At 68.5% G+C, this 17,878-nt stretch carries 14 protein-coding genes; 12 read left to right on the forward strand and 2 right to left on the reverse strand.

The window, feature by feature from the left end:
• The first annotated feature begins 13 nt into the window (after positions 1–13).
• From MYL53_RS11050 to MYL53_RS11105, 12 genes are all read left to right on the forward strand, one after another.
• On the forward strand, positions 14–1,636 hold the full coding sequence (locus tag MYL53_RS11050; RefSeq protein ID WP_247853936.1) for an alpha-glucosidase family protein: 1,623 nt from the start codon (positions 14–16) through the stop codon (positions 1,634–1,636).
• A gap of 47 nt (positions 1,637–1,683) precedes the next feature.
• The gene (locus tag MYL53_RS11055) at positions 1,684–2,790 is read left to right on the forward strand and encodes an ABC transporter ATP-binding protein (RefSeq protein WP_247853937.1); all 1,107 of its coding nucleotides are present in this window, start codon (positions 1,684–1,686) and stop codon (positions 2,788–2,790) included.
• Between the two features lie 70 nt (positions 2,791–2,860).
• Positions 2,861–4,525 carry an alpha-amylase family glycosyl hydrolase gene (locus tag MYL53_RS11060; RefSeq protein ID WP_247853938.1) on the forward strand — a complete coding sequence of 555 codons (1,665 nt, stop codon included), beginning with the start codon at positions 2,861–2,863 and terminating at the stop codon, positions 4,523–4,525.
• 73 nt (positions 4,526–4,598) lie between these two features.
• Complete coding sequence (locus MYL53_RS11065) at positions 4,599–5,888, forward strand: ABC transporter substrate-binding protein (RefSeq protein ID WP_247853940.1); 1,290 nt, start codon at positions 4,599–4,601, stop codon at positions 5,886–5,888.
• 72 nt (positions 5,889–5,960) lie between these two features.
• Positions 5,961–7,607: an alpha-amylase family glycosyl hydrolase gene (locus MYL53_RS11070; RefSeq protein WP_247853942.1), complete on the forward strand. Its 1,647-nt coding sequence runs from the start codon at positions 5,961–5,963 to the stop codon at positions 7,605–7,607.
• 94 nt (positions 7,608–7,701) lie between these two features.
• Positions 7,702–8,751, forward strand: coding sequence for a LacI family DNA-binding transcriptional regulator (locus tag MYL53_RS11075; protein WP_247853943.1), 1,050 nt, complete (start codon positions 7,702–7,704; stop codon positions 8,749–8,751).
• Between the two features lie 85 nt (positions 8,752–8,836).
• Positions 8,837–10,273: an ATP-binding protein gene (locus MYL53_RS11080; RefSeq protein WP_247853945.1), complete on the forward strand. Its 1,437-nt coding sequence runs from the start codon at positions 8,837–8,839 to the stop codon at positions 10,271–10,273.
• Positions 10,270–10,983 (forward strand): response regulator, encoded by a 714-nt coding sequence (locus MYL53_RS11085; protein ID WP_247853947.1) that lies wholly within the window; start codon positions 10,270–10,272, stop codon positions 10,981–10,983. The genes MYL53_RS11080 and MYL53_RS11085 overlap by 4 nt, the downstream gene beginning before the upstream one ends.
• Before the next feature lie 114 nt (positions 10,984–11,097).
• Positions 11,098–11,763 (forward strand): hypothetical protein, encoded by a 666-nt coding sequence (locus MYL53_RS11090; protein WP_247853949.1) that lies wholly within the window; start codon positions 11,098–11,100, stop codon positions 11,761–11,763.
• Positions 11,764–11,945: 182 nt separating this feature from the next.
• Entirely contained in the window at positions 11,946–13,997 is a 2,052-nt protein-coding gene (gene betT, locus MYL53_RS11095; protein ID WP_247853951.1) for a choline BCCT transporter BetT, read from the forward strand.
• Between the two features lie 141 nt (positions 13,998–14,138).
• Positions 14,139–14,504: a DOPA 4,5-dioxygenase family protein gene (locus tag MYL53_RS11100; RefSeq protein WP_247853953.1), complete on the forward strand. Its 366-nt coding sequence runs from the start codon at positions 14,139–14,141 to the stop codon at positions 14,502–14,504.
• Between the two features lie 12 nt (positions 14,505–14,516).
• Entirely contained in the window at positions 14,517–14,990 is a 474-nt protein-coding gene (locus MYL53_RS11105) for a CreA family protein (protein ID WP_345740372.1), read from the forward strand.
• Between the two features lie 117 nt (positions 14,991–15,107).
• Here MYL53_RS11105 and adhP read toward each other — a convergent pair whose 3' ends face one another.
• Both adhP and exaC read right to left on the reverse strand, forming a co-directional pair.
• Entirely contained in the window at positions 15,108–16,133 is a 1,026-nt protein-coding gene (adhP, locus tag MYL53_RS11110) for an alcohol dehydrogenase AdhP (RefSeq protein ID WP_247853954.1), read from the reverse strand.
• A 155-nt stretch (positions 16,134–16,288) separates the two neighbouring features.
• Entirely contained in the window at positions 16,289–17,809 is a 1,521-nt protein-coding gene (exaC, locus tag MYL53_RS11115) for an acetaldehyde dehydrogenase ExaC (RefSeq protein ID WP_247853956.1), read from the reverse strand.
• Between the last annotated feature and the right edge of the window lie 69 nt (positions 17,810–17,878).

The following is a 17,878-nucleotide window of genomic DNA, read 5'->3' on the forward strand; positions in this document are numbered from 1 at the left end:
AAGGACCATGACCATGCAAGACAACCTGAGCTGGTGGCGCGGCGGCGTCATCTACCAGATCTATCCGCGCAGCTTCATGGACGCCAACGGCGACGGCATCGGCGACCTGGCCGGCATCACCGAGAAGCTCGACTACGTGGCGAGCCTGGGCGTCGACGGCATCTGGCTGTCGCCCTTCTTCACCTCGCCGATGAAGGACTTCGGCTACGACGTCAGCGACTACCGCGACGTCGACCCGATGTTCGGCACCCTGGACGACTTCAAGGCGCTGCTGGCACGGGCCCACGAGCTGGGCCTGAAGGTGATGATCGATCAGGTGATCAGCCATGCCTCCGACCAGCATCCCTGGTTCCAGCAGAGCCGTCAGGACCGCACCAATTCCAGGGCCGACTGGTTCGTGTGGGCCGACCCCAAGCCGGATGGCACGCCGCCCAACAACTGGCTGTCGATCTTCGGCGGCTCGGCCTGGACCTTCGACTCCCGGCGCCGGCAGTACTATCTGCACAACTTCCTGGCCAGCCAGCCGGACCTCAACTTCCACCATCCCGAGGTCCGTCAGGCCCAGCTCGACAACCTGCGCTTCTGGCTGGAGCTCGGCGTCGACGGCTTTCGCCTGGACACCGTCAACTTCTACTTCCACGACGCCGAACTCACCGACAACCCGCCGGTGCCGGCGGGCGAGGCCAAGACGCTCGGCGCCCCGGACAGCAACCCTTACACCTGGCAGCGCCACGTGCATGACCTCAGCCGTCCGGAGAACCTCGACTTCCTGCGCGAGCTGCGCGCGCTGATGGACGCGTTCCCGGGGACCACCACGGTAGGCGAGATCGGTGACGACAGCCCGCTCGAACGCATGGCCGAATACACCGCCGGCGGCGACAAGCTGCACATGGCCTACGGCTTCGATCTGCTCAACGAACCGCATTCGCCGGCCTATATCCGCGAGGTGATCGAACGCTTCCAGCGACTGGCCGGCGATGCCTGGCCGTGCTGGGCGCTGTCGAACCACGACGTGGTGCGCAGCGCGACCCGCTGGGGCGCCGACGAGGACCCGCTGGCCTATCCCAAGGTGACGCTGGCCATGGTGCTGTCGCTGCGCGGCAGCGTCTGTCTCTACCAGGGCGAGGAGCTCGGCCTGCCCGAAGCCGAGGTGCCCTTCGAGCGCCTCCAGGATCCCTACGGCAAGGTGCTGTGGCCGGAATTCAAGGGCCGCGACGGCTGCCGCACACCGATGCCCTGGACCGACGGGCCCCAGGCCGGCTTCACCACCGCTACCGTGGAGCCCTGGCTGCCGATCGACGCACGCCACCTGCCGCTGGCCGTGGCGCGCCAGCAGGATGACGCCGACTCGGTGCTCAATGCCACACGCCGCCTGCTGTCCTTCCGCCGCGAACACCCGGCGCTGATCGACGGCGACCTCGAACTGGTCGACGTCGGCGACGACCTGCTCGGCTTCATCCGCGAAGGGCACGACGAACGCCTGCTGTGCGTGTTCAATCTCGGCGGCGAGCCCATGAGTACGACGCTGCCCATGTCCGGCCCTCCGCTCACCGGCCATGGCTTCGACGCCTCGCTCGACGACGACACCCTGACGCTGCCGCCCTATCAGGCGGCCTTTCTTCAGCTCGACCGATAACACCCGACAAGAAAGCCGGCCCCGAGAGGCCGGCGAGGAGTCGCAAGATGGCAAGCGTGACGCTCGACAAGCTCAACAAGGTCTTCGGCCACACCCATATCATCAAGGACGTCGACCTCGAGATCGGCAACGGCGAGTTCGTGGTCTTCGTCGGCCCCTCGGGCTGCGGCAAGTCCACCCTGCTGCGGCTGATCGCCGGGCTGGAATCGATCACCGACGGCGACCTGAAGATCGCCGGGGACGTGGTCAACGACCTGCCGCCCCGGGAACGCGGCGTGGGCATGGTGTTCCAGTCCTACGCGCTCTACCCGCACATGACCGTCTACGAGAACATGGCCTTCGGCCTCAAGCTGGCCAAGACCGCCGGCGACACGGTCCACGAGCGGGTGATGGAGACCGCCCGCATCCTGCAGCTCGAGGAGCTGCTCGAGCGCAAGCCGAAGGCGCTCTCCGGCGGCCAGCGCCAGCGCGTGGCGATGGGCCGGGCCATGGCGCGGGAACCGCGCATCCTGCTGTTCGACGAGCCGCTGTCCAACCTCGACGCCTCGCTGCGCGTGCAGATGCGCAACGAGATTGCCCGCCTTCACCATCGGCTGGGCTCGACCATGGTCTACGTCACCCACGACCAGGTCGAGGCCATGACCCTGGCCGACAAGATCGTGGTGCTGCGCGCCGGGCGCATCGAGCAGGTCGGCAGCCCGCAGACGCTCTATCAGCAGCCCGCCACCAAATTCGTGGCCGGCTTCATCGGCTCGCCGACCATGAACTTCATGCCGGCGGAGCTCCTGGGTGGCGATGACCAGGGATGCAAGATCCAGGCGGCGGGGCTCGGCGAACTGGCCCTGCCCCAGGACGCCGGCGGCGAGTCTCCCGGCGCCGAGCTGACGCTGGGCGTGCGTCCCGAGCACCTGCGCCTGGCCGAAGCCGAGGGCGACAACGCCTTCGAGATCGTCAACGTCGAGTATCTGGGCAACGAGGTCTACGTCTACCTGGAGCCCAAGGCCGGCGACACCCTGCTGATCCATCGCAGCGAGGCCCCTAGCCGCTGGGCGATCGGCCAGCGCGTGGCGCTGGTGCCGGAGCTCGAGCACGTCCACCTGTTCGACGGCCAGGACCGCGCCCTGGCGATGATCGGACAGCGCCGCGCCGCCTGATCCGGCCCCGGATTTCCCCTTACTCTTCTCACCGTGACGGGAGCCTCGGCTCTCGTCCCCGGAGACTCGTATGCCGCTGACTCCCCTTCGACGCGACGACCAGCCGGACTGGTGGCGCGGCGCGGTGATCTACCAGGTCTACCCGCGCAGCTTTCTGGACACCAACGGCGACGGCATCGGCGACCTGCAGGGCGTGATCGACCGGCTCGATTACATCGCCTCTCTGGGCGTCGATGCCATCTGGCTGTCGCCCTTCTTCACCTCGCCGATGAAAGACTTCGGCTACGACGTCAGCGACTATCGCGGCGTCGATCCGATGTTCGGCACCCTCGAGGACGTCGACCGCCTGGTCGAGGCGGCCCATGCCCGCGGCCTCAAGGTCACCATCGACCAGGTGCTGTCCCACAGCTCCGACCAGCATCCCTGGTTCCAGCAGAGCCGCCAGAGCCGCGACAATCCCAGGGCCGACTGGTACGTGTGGGCCGATCCCAAGCCCGACGGCGCCCCGCCCACCAACTGGCAGGCCATCTTCGGCGGCTCCGCCTGGCAGTGGGACACCCGCCGCTGCCAGTACTACCTGCACAACTTCCTGGCCGAGCAGCCGGACCTCAACTTCCGCAATCCGGAAGTCGTGGAAGCCATCCTCGGCGAGGTACGTTTCTGGCTGGAACGCGGCGTCGACGGCTTCCGTCTGGATGCCATCAACTTCTGCACCCACGGCGATCTTCGGGATAATCCTCCCAGAGAGGAGGTCGTGGAGGGCTTTATCGGGGTACGCCCCGACAACCCCTACGGCTACCAGCGCCACCTGTACGACAAGACCCAGCCGGAGAACCTGGCCTTCCTCGAACGGCTGCGCGCGCTGCTCGACGAGTATCCCGGTACCACCAGCGTCGGGGAGGTCGGCGACGACGATGCCCTGGGCGTGATGGCCGACTACACCCGGGGCGGCAACCGGCTGCACATGTGCTACTCCTTCAACCTGCTCACCGAGCAGGCCGCGCCCGAGGACCTGCTGGCACCGCTGACCGAGATGGAGGCCCGCATCGGCGACGGCTGGCCGTGCTGGGCGCTGGGCAACCACGACGTCACCCGCCTCGCTACCCGCTGGGGCGCCGAGGGCGAGGCCGCCAGGCTGCGGCTCTATCTCGCCTTCCTGCTCACCCAGCGCGGCAGCGTCTGCCTCTATCAGGGCGAGGAGCTGGGCCTGCCCGAGGCCGAGCTCACCTTCGAGCAGCTGGTCGACCCGGCCGGCATCACCTTCTGGCCGAGCTACAAGGGACGCGACGGCTGCCGCACCCCCATGCCCTGGCGGGCCGAAGCGCCCCACGGCGGCTTCTCCAGCGCTTCACCCTGGCTGCCGCTGCCGGACGCCCACCGCGCCCTGGCCGTGGATCGTCAAGAGCGCGATCCGGACTCGCTGCTCAACGCCACCCGCGCCTTCCTGGCCTTCCGCCGCCGGCACCCCTCCCTGGTCAAGGGCGAGATCCGCTACCACCCGCTGCGCGACGACGTCATCTGCCTCGAGCGGGTGCATGGCGACGAGCGGCTGCTGGTGGCGCTCAATTTCGCCGACGCGACCCGCGAACTCGACGCTCCCGGGAGCGCCTGTGCCCTCGACGACGCGCCGGTGATGATCAACGGCGTCTGGCGGGATGGCCGACTGACGCTTCCCTCCTGCGGCATCGCCATCGCCCGCTGCCCGGACGACGTCCGCTGGACACCCGCTCCCTGAGCGTCGATGCCGGGAGGCCCCCTCCTGGCAAGACATGACGGCATGGCCCCAACAACGACAAGACGAGGATCCCATGAAGACATCGATTCGCCTGCTCACCCCGCATCGCCCACTGATCGCCGGCCTGCTGCTCGGCGGCTCGGCGCTGGCCGCCGGGCCCGCGCTCGCCACCGAGATCGCCATCGCCTGCGGCTCCGGCGATGCCGCCGACTACTGCCCGACCGCGGCCCGGCTCTGGGCCGAGACGACCGGCAACAGCGTAAAGGTCGTCTCCACGCCCAACGGCACCACGGAGAAGCTGTCGCTGTATCAGCAGCTCTTGGGCAGCGAATCCAGCGATGTGGACGTGCTGATGGTGGATATCGTCTGGCCGGGTATGCTGGGCAACCATCTGGCCGATCTCTCGGAGTACCTGCCCGAGGACGCCACCGACGGCTTCTTTCCGGCGCTGATCGACAACAACACCGTCGATGGCCGCCTGGTCGCGCTGCCCTGGTACACCGACGCCGGCCTGCTCTACTACCGCAAGGATCTGCTCGAGAAATACGACCGGGAGGTGCCGACCACCTGGCAGCAGCTGACCGAGACGGCCCGGTTCATCCAGACCGCCGAGCGCGAGGGTGGCAACGACGACTTCTGGGGCTACAGCTTCCAGGGACGCGCCTACGAGGGACTGACCTGCAACGCTCTCGAGTGGGTCGCCAGCTACGGCGGCGGCACCCTGGTCGACGGTCAGGGAGACGTCACCATCGACAATCCCCGCGCCGCCGCGGCGCTGGACATGGCCGCCTCCTGGATCGGCACCATCGCGCCGGAGGGCGCGCTGAACCACACCGAGGAAGAGACCCGCGGCATCTTCCAGTCCGGCAACGCGCTGTTCCTGCGCAACTGGCCCTACGTCTGGTCGCTGGCCAACGGCGAGGGCAGCGAGGTAGCCGGCAAGATCGGCATGGCGCCGCTGCCCCGCGGCCCGGAGGGCGAGCCCGCCGCCACCCTCGGCGGCTGGAACTTCGCCGTGTCGCGCTATTCCGAGCATCCCCGGCTGGCCGCCGATCTGGCCGCCTTCATCACCTCCCCCGCGCAGCAGAAGGCCCACGCCCTGGAGAAGGGCATGAACCCCACCCGTGAAGCGCTCTACCAAGACGAGGAGGTGCTGGCCCGCAACCCCTCCATGAGCGATCTCTACGAGACCCTCGCCAACGGCGTGCCGCGTCCGGCCACCGTCACCGGCGATGCCTATGCGCGGGTCTCCAACGCCTTCTTCAACCGCACCCACCAGGTGCTCTCCGGCGAGCTGGACGGCGCCAGCGCGGTCCAGCAGCTGGGCCGCGAACTCGAGCGTCTCGGCCGGCGCGGCTGGTAGGCCCCTTCCTGCCGCCCGGCCACAGACGCCACGGCCGGGCGGCCACTCCCTGTCAGCGAAAGGTATCCTTGCATGACGCTTTCCCAACGACGTCGGGACGCCCGGCACGACTGGTGGCGCGGCGCCACGATCTACCAGATCTATCCGCGTAGCTTCATGGACGCCAACGGCGACGGCATCGGCGATCTGCCCGGTATCACCTCGCGGCTCGAGCACGTGGCGAGCCTCCATGTCGACGCCATCTGGCTGTCGCCCTTCTTTACCTCGCCGATGGACGACTTCGGCTACGACGTCGCCAACTATCGCGACGTCGACCCGATGTTCGGCACCCTCGACGACTTCCGCGCCCTGGTCGACCGCGCCCACGAGCTCGGGCTGCGAGTGATCATCGACCAGGTGCTGTCGCACAGCTCGGACCGGCATGCCTGGTTCCAGGAGAGTCGCCAGGACCGCACCAATCCCAGGGCCGACTGGTACGTCTGGGCCGACCCCGAGCCCGACGGCAATCCGCCCAACAACTGGATGGCGGCCTTCAGCGGTCGCGCCTGGACCTTCGACGCCCGGCGCCGGCAGTACTACCTGCACAACTTCCTGCCCAGCCAGCCGGATCTCAACTTCCATCATCCCGAGGTACAGCAGGCCCAGCTCGACAACCTGCGCTTCTGGCTGGAGCTCGGCGTCGACGGCTTCCGCTTCGACGTGGTCAACTACTACTTCCACGACCGCGCCCTGACCGACAACCCGCCGATGCCCCGCGAGCGGGTCCAGCCCGGCAACCCCCAGAGCTATCAGTTCCAGCAGCACAACATCGAGCAAGCGGAAAACCTGGCCTACCTCGAGCGTGTTCGCGCGCTGCTCGACGAATATCCCGGCTCGACCACCGTGGGCGAGATCGGCGGCAACGATCCGCTGCCGACCATGGCCGCCTACACCGCCGGCGACTCGCGACTGCACATGGCCTACACCTTCGACCTGCTGGACAGTACCGGCGACGCACGCGAGCTCCATGAGGTGCTGGCCCGCTTCCGTGAGCTCGGCGACGACACCTGGCCGTGCTGGGCACTCTCCAACCACGACGTCGAGCGCAGCGCCAGCAGCTGGGGCCAGGCGCGTGCTCTGCTGGCGCTGACGGTGCTCTGCTCACTGCGCGGCAGCCTGTGTCTCTATCAGGGCGAGGAGCTGGGCCTGCCTGAGGCCGAACTGGCCTTCGAGGATCTGCAGGATCCGTTCGGCATCAACCTGTGGCCGGAGGTCAAGGGACGCGACGGCTGCCGCACGCCGATGGTCTGGGACGAGACCGCCAACGGCGGCTTCTCCGACCACGGCGTCGCCACCTGGCTGCCGGTCGACCCGCGCCATCGGCCGCTGGCCGTCACGCGCCAGGCGCAGGACACCGACAGCCTGCTGCATCGGGTTCGCCGACTGCTGAAGCAGCGCGCCGGCAGCGATGTCCTGCGCCGCGGCGACCAGCGGCTGATCGCCCCCGAGGCGCTGCCCGACGGCGTCTTCGGCGTGATCCGCACGCTTGGCGACCGGCGACTGCTGTGCCTGGCCCATCTCGGCCATGGCGACACCCCGTCTGATATCGCCCTCGACGGGCTGGCCGCCGGCCTCGAGCACGGCCATGTCCTCGACCTGCCGGGCATGCCGACGCCCCAGCGGCAGGGCGGTGCCCTGCGTCTGTCCCCCGGTGCCGCCGCCTGGCTGGACCTCTCCTGATTCGGACGCCGCCGCGCGGCGGCGGCTGTTCATCGTCACCATGGGCGGCTATGCTAGGCGCCTAACTAAATCGATTCAGACAGCGAGCCTTCCCGTGCCTTCGTCACGCCGTATCACCCTGAAGGAGCTGGCCCGTCACCTCGGGGTGTCCACGGCCAGCGTGTCCAACGCCTTCAACCGCCCGGATCAGCTCTCGCACGCCCTGCGCGAGCGGATCCTCGCGGAGGCTCGGCGCCTGGGCTATCGCGGCCCCGACGCCAAGGCCCGTAGCCTGCGCACCGGCCGCTCGCAGATCGTCGCGGTGCTGCTCGCCGAGAGCCTGACCTACAGCCTCAACGATGCCGTGGCCAGCGAGCTGCTGTCGGGCATCGCCGAGGTGCTGGACGCCCACGGCCACACCCTGCTGCTGCTGTCGGGGCGACAGGCCAACGACCGAATGCCGGACTCGGCGAGCATCGCCGACGGCTTCATCGTCTATGGCCTGATGCCCAGCCCCGCGCTGCTCGGCGACCTGCCTTCGCAGCGCCCCCAGGTCGCGGTGGACTTCGACATCGAGGGCCGGGCCAGCGTCCATGTGGACAACGAGCCCGCGGCTCACGCCATCGCCCGTCATGCGCTGAAGACGCCGCCGCGCCGCGCCGGCATCATCAACCTGCGCCTCACCGAACGGGCCTGCAACGGCCGCATCGACGCCGACCAGGCGCTGCTGTCGGCACATCAGACCATCACTCGCGCGCGGCTGGACGGCTTCTATCGCGCCTTCGACGAGTGCGGCCTCGACCCCGCATCGGTGCCGATGTGGAACATCGAGGAGAACACCTTCGATGTCTGCACGCCTGTGATCGAGGCGATCCTCGACCTTCCCGACGCCGAGCGGCCCGACCTGCTGCTGTGCATGTCCGACCGTATCGCCCTGACGGTGCTGACCCTGGCCGAACGGCGCGGCCTGCGGATTCCCGAGGACCTGCGCATCACCGGCTTCGACGGCATCGCCGAGGGCCAGTATCGCTCGCCGCGACTGACCACGGTCCGCCAGGACAGCGTCGAGAAGGGGCGCATCGCGGCACGCACGGTGCTGGGGCTGGAAGCGGCCACGTCCCGCCTGCTCACCACCGAGCTGCTGGTCGGCGAGACCTGCCCCTGAAGGGACTTGCACCGGAATTGCATCCTCCCGCCGGCTCGTTGCGCTACGCTGGGCCTCTTTGCCGCTGCCGCCAAGAGCCCGTGCCATGTCCCTTCGCCACGCCCTGAACCCGGCCGTGTCCCGACTCGGGGTCAAGCTGTTCGCCATCATTCTGGTGGTCAACGTCGCCATCGCCGGGCTGGTGTTCATCGCCGTGTCGCGCAGCCTCGATCAGGGCTTCATCGAGTATCTGGACCGTACCCAGACCCAGCGCGCCGAGACCCTGGCCACCGGGCTCGCCGACGAGTGGGCGCGGCGCGGCGACTGGCAGTGGCTGCGCCAGTCGCCGCGGGCCTGGCGTCACGTAGTGCGCCGCCAGCTGTGGCCCGGCGAGGCGCCGCCGGAGGGCCTGGAGCGCGGCCTCGGCGATCCCAAGGACTTCGTGCTCCACGACGCCAACGGCCTGCCGGTGATCGGCCTGCCGCCGGACAACGACCTGGAAGCCGCGGAGCTGCGCTGGCTGCCGATCCTCAGCGGCGGCGAGCGGGTCGGCACCCTGGGCTATCGGCCGCCGCAGCAGCTGATGGCACGCATGGATCGCATCTTCCTCTCGCAGCAGCGGCGCAACCTGACCATCATCGTCGTCGCCCTGGGGCTGGCCTCGCTGCTGCTCGCCGGCGGGCTGTCCTGGTGGCTGGGGCGCCGGGCCCGCGGCATGATGCTGGCCACGCGCCGCCTCACCGAGGGCGACTACAGCATTCGGCTGCCCGAGCGCGGTCGCGACGAGCTGTCGAGCCTGTCGCGGGACTTCAACGTGCTGGCCGCCACCCTGGAGGCCAGCCGCGAGGCCCGAAGCCGCTGGGTCTCGGACATCGCCCACGAGCTGCGCACCCCGCTGGCCGTGCTGCGCGGCGAGATCGAGGCGATGCAGGATGGCATCCGCCCGCTGGATCTGGACAGCCTCGGCTCGCTGGGTCAGGAGGTCGGCCAGCTGGAGCGCCTGGTGGCCGACCTGCGGCTGCTGTCGCAGAGCGACGCCGGTGCCCTGGAGGTACAGCTGGCGCCGCTGGACCTGGCTGCCAGCCTGGGCGACCGCCTCGACGAGGCCGATACCTGGCTCAAGGATGCCGACATCACGCTCGAGACCGACATCACCGGCCCGGCCTGGATCCGTGGCGACACCCAGCGCCTGCGCCAGCTGTGGACCAACCTGCTCGACAACACCTGCGCCTACACCCATACGCCAGGACGGCTGAGGGTCACGCTGACTCACGTAGGCGACCATTACCGGCTGTGCTGGGAGGACAGCGCGCCCGGCGTGCCCGAGGCGGAGATGCCGCGGCTCACCGAGCGCCTCTACCGGGTCGAGGGCTCGCGCAACCGCGCCAGCGGCGGCAGCGGCCTGGGCCTGTCGATCGCCATGGCCCTGGCCCGCGCCCACGGCGCCGAGATGACGCCCAGTGCCTCGTCGCTCGACGGGCTATGCTGGACCCTGACCTTCCCCGCCATCGCCGATCATCAGCTCAGGGAGGAAGACGCATGAGCACAACGGAACTCGCGACCGATACCGTCCTGATCGTCGAGGACGAACCCAAGATCGCCCGCCTGGTGGCCGACTACCTGACGGGCAGCGGCTTCACGCCGCATCATGTGGAGCACGGCGACGCCGTGTTGCCTTGGCTGGAGGAGCGCGAGACGCTGCCCGAACTGGTGCTGCTGGACCTGATGCTGCCCGGCACCGACGGCCTGACGCTGTGCCGCGAGATCCGCCAGCGCTGGCCGAAGGTCGCCATCATCATGCTCACCGCTCGGGTCGAGGAGGTCGACCGCCTGCTGGGCCTGGAGCTCGGCGCCGACGACTACATCTGCAAGCCGTTCAGCCCCCGCGAGGTGGTGGCCAGGGCCCGCGCCGTGCTGCGCCGCAGCCGCGCCGCCACCGCGCCGGAGGAGGCACCGGAAGAGGCCCAGCTGAGCCTAGACGACGAGGGCTGGCGGGCGCTGGCCGACGGCCACGACCTGGCGCTGACCGCGGTGGAGTTCCAGCTGCTGCGGGTGATGATGCACTCCCCCGGGCGCATCTTCTCCCGCGAACAGCTGATGGATCACATGTATCGCGACCACCGCATCGTCTCCGAGCGCACCGTGGACAGCCACATCAAGAAGCTGCGCAAGAAGATCGCCGAGGTCTGGCCCGAGCGCGAGATCATCCGCTCGGTCTACGGCGTCGGCTACAAGTACCAGCCGGAGGAGTGATTCCAGGGCGCGCGTCGGACGGCGTCCTCGAAGTTTGCACGCTGGCTGCAAACCGCTTGCACGCCCGGGAGCGACAGTGAGGGTGTCCATTCGAGGCCAAGAGGATTGCCCGAGATGAAACCGACGCACCTGACCCGCAAGCTGTTCGCCCCCGCCCTGCTCGCCGCCGCCATCGCGCCGCTGGCGTTCTCCGCCAGCGCCGGCCAGGGCGGGCCCCACGGCCAGCCCCAGCCGGGCGGCTTCCACGCCGAGCAGCGCGAGGCGCTGTTCGAGCGAGCCGGCATCGACGCCGAGACGCGTGACGAGCTCGCCGAGGCCGAGCAGCAGCACCGCGATGCCCTCCGCGAACTGAACCAGGACTACCGCGAGCAGATCGACGGCATCCTCGATGACGAGCAACGCGCAGCCATCGACGAGGCCCGCCAGGAGATGCGTCAGGAGCACCGCGCCGAGATGCGTGAGGCCAGGCAGGAGCGCGTTGACGCCGTGATCGACGGCTGGGACCTGAACGATGAGACCCGCCAGTCCCTCGACGAGCTGCGCCAGTCCTTCATGGACAACGCCAAGGCGCTGCAGCAGCGGACGTTCGATTCCCGAGACGAGCGCCGCCAGGCCTGGCTGTCACTGCGCGACGAGCACCGCGAGGCCCTGAGCGAGCTGCTGACCGAGGAGCAGATCGGCGAACTGGAACAGGCCATGCGACCGCCCCATGACGGCCCCGGCCATCGCGGCGAGCGAGGCCATCACGGCAAGCCGGGCCCGCATGGCGACGCCGAATAACGCTTCCATTTCAAAAAGTTGACTCCCCTCAACGCCCGGCCCTTGGCCGGGCTTTTTCGTCCCTGAACACTAATTTTGATTCGCCTTTACGGCCGGCAACTTGCAGCCTCCGAGGGATGTGCGTATTTTATTTGAACGTTCATTCAAAAAAGAGTCGCCCCTGCGACAGGAGTCATTTGCGAATGTCGGATAACACCGCCCATCCCGAGCGACGAGATCGCATCAATCGCACCGTCTTCCACGGCAGCGTGACAGGCATCCTGGTCTTCCTGGTGCTGACCATGACGTTCACCGAGGAGGCCGGCGCCTTTTTCGACGCCGCCCTGGCCTGGGTGAGCGACACCTTCGGCTGGTACTACATGCTGGCCGCCGTGGCCTACCTGGTATTCGTCGTCGTCGTCGGCTGCTCCCGCGTCGGCAACATCCGCCTCGGCCCGGACCATGCACGCCCCGAGTTCTCGCTGGTGTCCTGGGCCTCGATGCTGTTCGCGGCCGGCATCGGCATCGACCTGCTGTTCTTCTGCGTCGCCGAGCCGCTATCACACTACCTGACGCCGCCCGATCTGCAGCCGGAGAGCGCCGAGGCGCTGCGCGCCGCCGTGCCCCAGACCTTCCTCCACTGGGGGCTGTCCGGCTGGGGCATGTACGTGCTGATGGGCATGGCGCTGGCCTACTTCAGCTATCGCCATCGCCTGCCGCTGGCCATCCGCAGTGCCCTCTATCCGCTGCTGGGCAAGCGCATCAACGGCCCGATCGGCAACGCCGTGGACATCACCGCGGTGATCTCCACCGTGTTCGGCATCGCCACCAGCCTCGGCATCGGCGTGATGCAGCTGAACTACGGCTTGACCTTCATGTTCGGCGTGCCCGAGAGCCTGACCACCCAGGTGGTGCTGATCGTGCTGGTGATGATCCTGGCCACCATCTCGGTGATCACCGGGGTCGAGAAGGGCATCCGTCGGCTGTCCGAGTTCAACATGGCGCTGGCCATGGCACTGCTGCTGTTCGTGCTGTTCGCGGGCGATACCCTGCACCTGCTCGACGCGATGGTGCTCAACGCCGGCGACTACCTGAGCAGCTTCGTCGCCAAGAGCTTCGACACCTACGCCTACGCCGGTGCCGATGCCCAGCAGTGGAAGGGCTGGTGGACCATCTTCTTCTGGGGCTGGTGGATCGCCTGGACGCCCTTCGTCGGCCTGTTCCTGGCCCGCATCTCCCGCGGCCGCACCATCCGCGAGTTCATCTTCGGCGCCCTGCTGCTGCCGCTCGGCTTCATGATGGCCTGGATGTCGATCTTCGGTAACAGCGGCATCGACATGGTCGCCAACCACGGCCTCGCCGAACTCGGCCAGCAGGCGCTGAATGCGCCGCAGACCACCATCTACACCTTCCTGGAGCAGTATCCGTACATCGGCATCACCGCCTCCGTGGTGACGATCCTCGGCATCGTGTTCTTCGTCACCTCCGCCGACTCCGGCGCCCTGGTGCTGGCGAACTTCACTTCCATCCTGTCGGACGTGAACCACGACGCCCCGATCCGCCTGCGCGTGTTCTGGTCGGCCACCATCGGCCTGGTGACCGTGGCGCTGCTGATGGCCGGTGGCCTCTCGGCGCTGCAGAGCGCGGTGGTGATCACCGCCCTGCCCTTCTCGCTGGTGATCTTCGCCATCATGGCCGGCATGACCCGCGCCCTGAAGCTGGAATGCACCAAGGCCGACACCCGCCGGCAGGTCGGCGGCATGGCGCCCGGCGGCGACTGGCGCGAGCGGCTGGACCGGGCCCTGGACACCTCCAACCGGGCCGGCGCCGCCGCCACCCTGGAGCACGCCATCCGCCCGGCCCTGAACCAGTTCGCCGAGGAGCTCGTGAGCCGCGGCCAGTCGGCCACGGTGACCGAGGAAGAGGTCGAGGGCGAGCCGCTGCGTCAGCTGACGCTGCAGGTCGACTTCGACGACGCCGCCAGCTTCGTCTACCAGGTGCGGGCCCACCGCCTGCGCACCCCGAGCTTCCTGCCGGTGGACGACGACTACTACGTGCGCTTCGACGTCTACCTCAACGAGGGCGGCCTGGAGCAGGACCTCAACGGCTACAGCCGCGCCCAGGTGATCCACAACGTGGTCACCGAGTACGAGAGCCATCTCTACTTCCTGGCCCGGGCCGGCCAGGAGAACGGCAACGTCCAGGCGATGCCGGGCTCGGTGGGCGAGCCGCCCCAGGACCTCAACCCGGCCTGAGCCTGACGCTCCGTGCCCTGACGACGGCGACCCTCGGGTCGCCGTCGTCGTTTGTGCCCATGGGCAACGGGCGGGTGCGGTGGCGGTGAAGCCGGCGCCCGGCTACGGTAGGCTGAGGTTTTGCCTCGCGAGAACGCCGCCATGTCCGATCCCACCCCGCTCGACCCGGCCCGCATCCGCCACTATCACGCCCACCTCTACTATTGCGACGCCGCCGGCCTGGCCGAGGCGCGCCGCGTCGCCGAGGCCGCCGCCGCGCGCTTCGAGATCCGGGTGGGCCGCTTCCACGAGCGCCCGGTGGGCCCCCACCCGCTGTGGAGCTGCCAGCTGTCCTTCGCCGCCGACGCCTTCGGCGAGATCGTGCCCTGGCTGGCGCTCAACCGCGGCGACCTGGACGTCTTCGTGCACCTGGGCACCGGCGACGACCGCTTCGACCATACCCAGGGCGCCATGTGGCTGGGCCACAGCCACCCCCTGGACCTGAGCCAGTTCGGCGACGAGACCTGACGGGACATTGACGTGTTGATACTGCGTACCACCCTGATCGGCCTGCTCCTGGCAGGGCTCGCCGGCTGCGGCAACGACCACGAGGTCGGCGACGTCTCGCTGGGCCTGTTCACCACCAAGGACATCAAGATCGAGAGCCTCGTCGATCCCAAGATTCCCGGCGTGACCTGCCATCTCAGCAACATCGACGCCGACCTGGACCTGGCCGATCCATCCGACACCAGCCTGGCCTGCCGCCAGACCGGACCGATCACCGCGGACATGCTCACCGACATCGACACCTCGCCGTCCGGCGAGCTGCTCTACCGCCGCTCCCAGAGCGTGCTGTTCAAGAGCCTGAAGCTGCGCCGCATCTACGATGCCGAGAGCCAGTCGCTGCTGTACCTGGCCTACACCACCAAGGAGAGCAGCGGCAGCTTCAAGCATGCCCTGAGCAGCGTGCCGCTGTGGGGCACCCAGGCCTGGCAGTCACGCGCGTCTCCCTGACGCTCGTGCCGCGCGGCCGGAAAAGCCCTCGTCCCGAGCCAGCACGGGTGCAAAAAAGGCGGGGCGCGACCCGAGTCGCGCCCCGCCTCGTTCAGGGCCCACGGACGAACCGGACGACTACTGCATGTCGAGCACCACCCGCCCTTCGATCTTCCCGGCGATCATGCGCTGGAAGACGTCGTTGATGTTCTCCAGCTTGTCGGCATGCACGGTGGCCTTGACCTTGCCCTCGCCGGCGAAGTCCAGCGCCTCCTGCAGGTCCTGGCGGGTGCCGACGATGGAGCCGCGCACGGTGATGCCGTTGAGCACGGTATCGAAGATCGGCAGCGGGAAGTCACCGGGCGGCAGGCCGTTGAGCGAGATGGTGCCGCCGCGGCGCACCATGCCCTGGGCCTGCTCGAAGGCCTTGGGCGAGACCGCGGTGACCAGCACGCCGTGGGCGCCGCCGATCTCGCGCTTCAGGTAGGCCGCCGGATCGGTGGTCAGAGCGTTGACCGTCACGCTGGCGCCCAGGCGTCTGGCCAGCGCCAGCTTGTCATCGTCGATGTCCACTGCGGCGACGTTGAGCCCCATGGCCCGGGCGTACTGCACTGCCATGTGGCCGAGGCCGCCGATGCCCGAGATCACCACCCACTGGCCTGGGCGGGTATCGGTCATCTTGAGGCCCTTGTAGACCGTCACGCCGGCACACAGCACCGGCGCGATCTCCAGGAAGTCGGCGTTGTCAGGCAGACGCCCCACGTAGCCCGCATCGGCCAGGGTGTAGCCGGCGAAGCCGCCGTTCACCGAGTAACCGGTATTCTGCTGCGATTCGCAGAGGGTCTCCCAGCCGCCCAGGCAGTGCTCGCAGTGGCCGCAGGCGGAATACAGCCAGGGCACGCCGACCCGGTCGCCTTCCTTGAGATGAGTCACGCCCTCGCCCACTGCGGCCACGTGGCCGACGCCCTCGTGCCCCGGAATGAAGGGCGGCTCGGGCTTGACCGGCCAGTCGCCGTGGGCAGCGTGCAGATCGGTGTGGCAGACGCCGGAGGCGGCCACCTTGACCAGGATCTCGCCGCGCCCGGGCCGCGGCACCTCGACCTCCTCGAGGCTCAGCGGCTCGCCGAAGGCCCGCACCACGGCGGCTTGCATCGTGCTGTCCATGTCACTTTCTCCTCAACAACGGATAGGGGGCGCCCGCCGCCATGGGGCGGCGGGCGGGCTGCGTCAGGGGAGAATGCCCCGGGTTCGATGCCCGGGGTCGGGGCTTCCCGGAAAGGACTGCGCCATGTCCCGGCGCAGCGATACGTCAGCCTTTCCTAGAAGAAGCCGAGGGGATTGGTGTCGTAGCTGACCAGCAGGTTCTTGGTCTGCTGATAGTGCTCGAGGGCGACCTTGTGGGTCTCGCGGCCGACGCCGGACTTCTTGTAGCCGCCGAAGGCGGCGTGGGCCGGGTACTGGTGGTAGCAGTTGGTCCACACCCGGCCGGCCTGGATGCCACGGCCCATGCGGAAGGCGACGTTGATGTCGCGGCTCCAGACCCCGGCGCCGAGGCCGAACTCGGTGTCGTTGGCGATGGCCAGCGCCTCTTCCTCGTCCTTGAAGGTGGTCACCGCCACCACCGGGCCGAAGATCTCCTCCTGGAAGACGCGCATCTTGTTGTGGCCCTTGAGCAGGGTCGGCTGGATGTAATAGCCGCTGTCATAGGCCGGATCGAAACTCTCCTTGTCGCCACCGGTCAGGAACTCGGCGCCTTCCTCGCGGGCCACCTCCATGTACGACATGATCTTGTCGAACTGCTCCTGGGAGGCCTGGGCGCCAACCTTGACGTCGGTGTCCAGCGGATTGCCGCGGGTGATGGTCGCGACCTTCTCCATCACCTTGGCCATGAAGGCGTCGTAGATGTCCTCCTGGATCAGCGCCCGCGACGGGCAGGTGCACACCTCGCCCTGGTTGAAGAAGGCCAGCACCAGACCCTCGGCGGCCTTGTCGATGAACTCGGGCTCGGCGTTCATGATGTCGGCGAAGTAGATGTTCGGCGACTTGCCGCCCAGCTCCACGGTCGAGGGGATGATGTTCTCGGCGGCGCACTTGAGGATGTGCGAGCCCACTGGAGTCGAGCCGGTGAAGGCGATCTTGGCGATCCGGGTGCTGGTGGCCAGCGCCTGGCCGGCCTCGGCGCCGTAGCCGTTGACGACGTTGACCACGCCCGGCGGCAGCAGGTCGCCGATCAGCTCCATCAGCTTGAGGATCGAGGCCGGGGTCTGCTCGGCGGGCTTGAGCACCACGCAGTTGCCCGCCGCCAGCGCCGGTGCCAGCTTCCATACCGCCATCAGGATCGGGAAGTTCCAGGGGATGATCTGCCCCACCACGCCCAGCGGCTCATGGAAGTGATAGGCCACGGTGTTGGCGTCGATGTCCGCCGCGGTACCTTCCTGGGCGCGGATGCAGCCGGCGAAGTAGCGGAAGTGGTCGACTGCCAGCGGCAGGTCGGCGTTCAGGGTCTCGCGCACCGCCTTGCCGTTGTCCCAGGTCTCGGCCACGGCCAGCAGCTCGAGGTTCTGCTCGATGCGATTGGCGATCTTGAGCAGGATATTGCCGCGCTCGGTGGCCGAGGTCTTGCCCCAGGCCGGGGCGGCGGCGTGAGCGGCATCCAGCGCCTTGTCGATGTCCTCGGCGCTGGAGCGGGGAATCTCGCAGAACGGCTTGCCGTTGACCGGGCTGACGTTGTCGAAGTACTGGCCCTTGACCGGCGGCACGAACTCGCCGCCGATGTAGTTGCCATAGCGCGCGTCGAAGCTGACCAAGGCCTCGGGGCTGCCGGGGTTGGCGTAGATCATGGCGTGTCTCCCGCTGTTGTGGTTATGTGAGTGCCCTCCCAGTCTTGGCCAGTCACGGCGTCTGAGACA

Source organism: Halomonas getboli (assembly GCF_023094245.1).
Taxonomy (GTDB): Bacteria; Pseudomonadota; Gammaproteobacteria; order Pseudomonadales; family Halomonadaceae; genus Halomonas; species Halomonas getboli.

What these genes read in the sequence shown, in the direction of transcription:
- MYL53_RS11050 (WP_247853936.1), top strand. Translation starts at nt 14, where the DNA reads ATGCAAGACAACCTGAGCTGGTGGCGCGGCGGCGTCATCTACCAGATC.
- MYL53_RS11055 (WP_247853937.1), top strand. Translation starts at nt 1,684, where the DNA reads ATGGCAAGCGTGACGCTCGACAAGCTCAACAAGGTCTTCGGCCACACC.
- MYL53_RS11060 (WP_247853938.1), top strand. Translation starts at nt 2,861, where the DNA reads ATGCCGCTGACTCCCCTTCGACGCGACGACCAGCCGGACTGGTGGCGC.
- MYL53_RS11065 (WP_247853940.1), top strand. Translation starts at nt 4,599, where the DNA reads ATGAAGACATCGATTCGCCTGCTCACCCCGCATCGCCCACTGATCGCC.
- MYL53_RS11070 (WP_247853942.1), top strand. Translation starts at nt 5,961, where the DNA reads ATGACGCTTTCCCAACGACGTCGGGACGCCCGGCACGACTGGTGGCGC.
- MYL53_RS11080 (WP_247853945.1), top strand. Translation starts at nt 8,837, where the DNA reads ATGTCCCTTCGCCACGCCCTGAACCCGGCCGTGTCCCGACTCGGGGTC.
- MYL53_RS11085 (WP_247853947.1), top strand. Translation starts at nt 10,270, where the DNA reads ATGAGCACAACGGAACTCGCGACCGATACCGTCCTGATCGTCGAGGAC.
- MYL53_RS11090 (WP_247853949.1), top strand. Translation starts at nt 11,098, where the DNA reads ATGAAACCGACGCACCTGACCCGCAAGCTGTTCGCCCCCGCCCTGCTC.
- betT (WP_247853951.1), top strand. Translation starts at nt 11,946, where the DNA reads ATGTCGGATAACACCGCCCATCCCGAGCGACGAGATCGCATCAATCGC.
- MYL53_RS11100 (WP_247853953.1), top strand. Translation starts at nt 14,139, where the DNA reads ATGTCCGATCCCACCCCGCTCGACCCGGCCCGCATCCGCCACTATCAC.
- adhP (WP_247853954.1), bottom strand. Translation starts at nt 16,133, where the DNA reads ATGGACAGCACGATGCAAGCCGCCGTGGTGCGGGCCTTCGGCGAGCCG.
- exaC (WP_247853956.1), bottom strand. Translation starts at nt 17,809, where the DNA reads ATGATCTACGCCAACCCCGGCAGCCCCGAGGCCTTGGTCAGCTTCGAC.